This window comes from Halopenitus malekzadehii, from assembly GCF_900108505.1.
GTDB classification, from domain to species: Archaea; Halobacteriota; Halobacteria; order Halobacteriales; family Haloferacaceae; genus Halopenitus; species Halopenitus malekzadehii.
Genome location: NZ_FNWU01000041.1, coordinates 1 through 1,641, shown reverse-complemented (window position 1 = coordinate 1,641; position 1,641 = coordinate 1). Strand labels below are relative to the sequence as shown.

1 protein-coding gene is annotated in these 1,641 nt (G+C 43.0%); it reads left to right on the top strand.

Annotation, left to right across the window (positions count from 1 at the left end; translation table 11 throughout):
- Nucleotides 1-184: 184 nt before the first annotated feature.
- Nucleotides 185-1,641 (top strand): Eco57I restriction-modification methylase domain-containing protein (locus BLW38_RS16070; RefSeq protein ID WP_177167547.1); only part of this gene is annotated, 1,457 nt, incomplete at its 3' end.

The following is a 1,641-nucleotide window of genomic DNA, read 5'->3' as shown; positions in this document are numbered from 1 at the left end:
TTCGATTCACTCGACGAACTTACAACGGCAATCGATACCGCTCTTGACCAAATTTCTATCCCAAAAGTGAGCAACTATTTCTAACGTCTACTATAGTGACGCTTATGAGCGGATGGCTACAGCTCTTCGTGACGAATCTTGGGATAGAATAGAGAACCAAGACTGGTTCCGTTCAGCTCAGGTAATGGCTACTGAGAATCGGTTCTTCCATTGGGAACTAGAGTTCCCAGTTGTATATTATGGAGATGATGGAAATAGGAAAATAAGTGCTGGATTTGATGCTGTTATTGGAAATCCACCTTGGGTTGCGACTGCAGGTCGTGCCGATATAAGCGCGAATATCGATACTGATCTTCGTTCTTATTTGAGCAGTTCTTTCGATGCCACGAAGGACCAATTTGACCTTTACGTAGCATTCTATGAACAGTCTATCCGACAGTCACAGAAGGGACAGGTTGGAATTATTGTTCCTGACGCGATCCTCACACGAGAACAAAATGAACCGATTCGTGAGTTCGTACTAACTAACTCAACTCTCTCAAGGATTGTTCGCGTTGGAACAGCATTTGAAGGAGTTGAGACAGGAGCAGTAATTCTAGTTAGCAGCGGGGAGTCAGACGAGATCAAATGTGCTGATGCAACCACTACTACGGAACTGAATTCACTTGATTATAATTCAATACCCGTTGATGTTTTTAAAAACCAAGATGCGAAACGGTTCCTAATCTATCTTGATGAAGCTACGAGATCTGTTCTTTCTAAAGTAGAAACACACCCTCCTTTGAGAAATAAGATTGACATATCAAGAGGAGAGGAAATTAGTAAGCGTGCAGACTTCCTTCATCAGCAACCAAGGTCAGATACTCGACCAATAGCTCCTGGTGGGGCTGTGATACAATATGGAATCGATGAAGATGAACTTCGCTATATCGACACCGATGACGTAGAGAAATCACAAGAGCAGTATCAAAGTCCAAAGCTGATCTTCCGACAAACAAGTGACTCACTCATCGGCACATACGATGAAGAAGATCTGGTTACCATCAAATCAGCATACAATCTCAATAGCAGCTCTGGATCAAATACAGAACTGAAACACATTCTTGGAATTCTTAATTCATCGTTGCTTAATTTCTATCACCATTATAAGCATGCTGCATATCGGTCTGTGTTCCCACAAATTAACCAATCTACTTTCGAAGCTTTCCCAATAGCGATGGAGGATGGAGCTGATGAGGTAATTGTTGGGGCGGTAAACAAGCAACTCAATCTCACAGCAGAGCGCTCAAAAATAAACCTTCAGATCGCAGATTATCTTGGGAATTATAACGATGGAATGGCACTCAATAATCTATCGGAATGCCAACCAGAATCTGGAGTGTCAAATACGATATTGACCTCTACGACTGAAGAGTGGCCAAATCTAAAGATCGGTTCTGTGAGCGTAGCTAGTACACGAGGGTCAACCACGATTTCACTAACAGCCCGATATAAGCCAGAAAATGAATCTATAGAGACAGACCGCTGGGGATACACTGAGACAGAACCTATAGTAGCCATTAGAACTATCGGCACGGAGTGCTGTACAGTATCTAATGGACCATCTCGACGAAATCTCCGTCGAAGAACTCCAAGACGCGC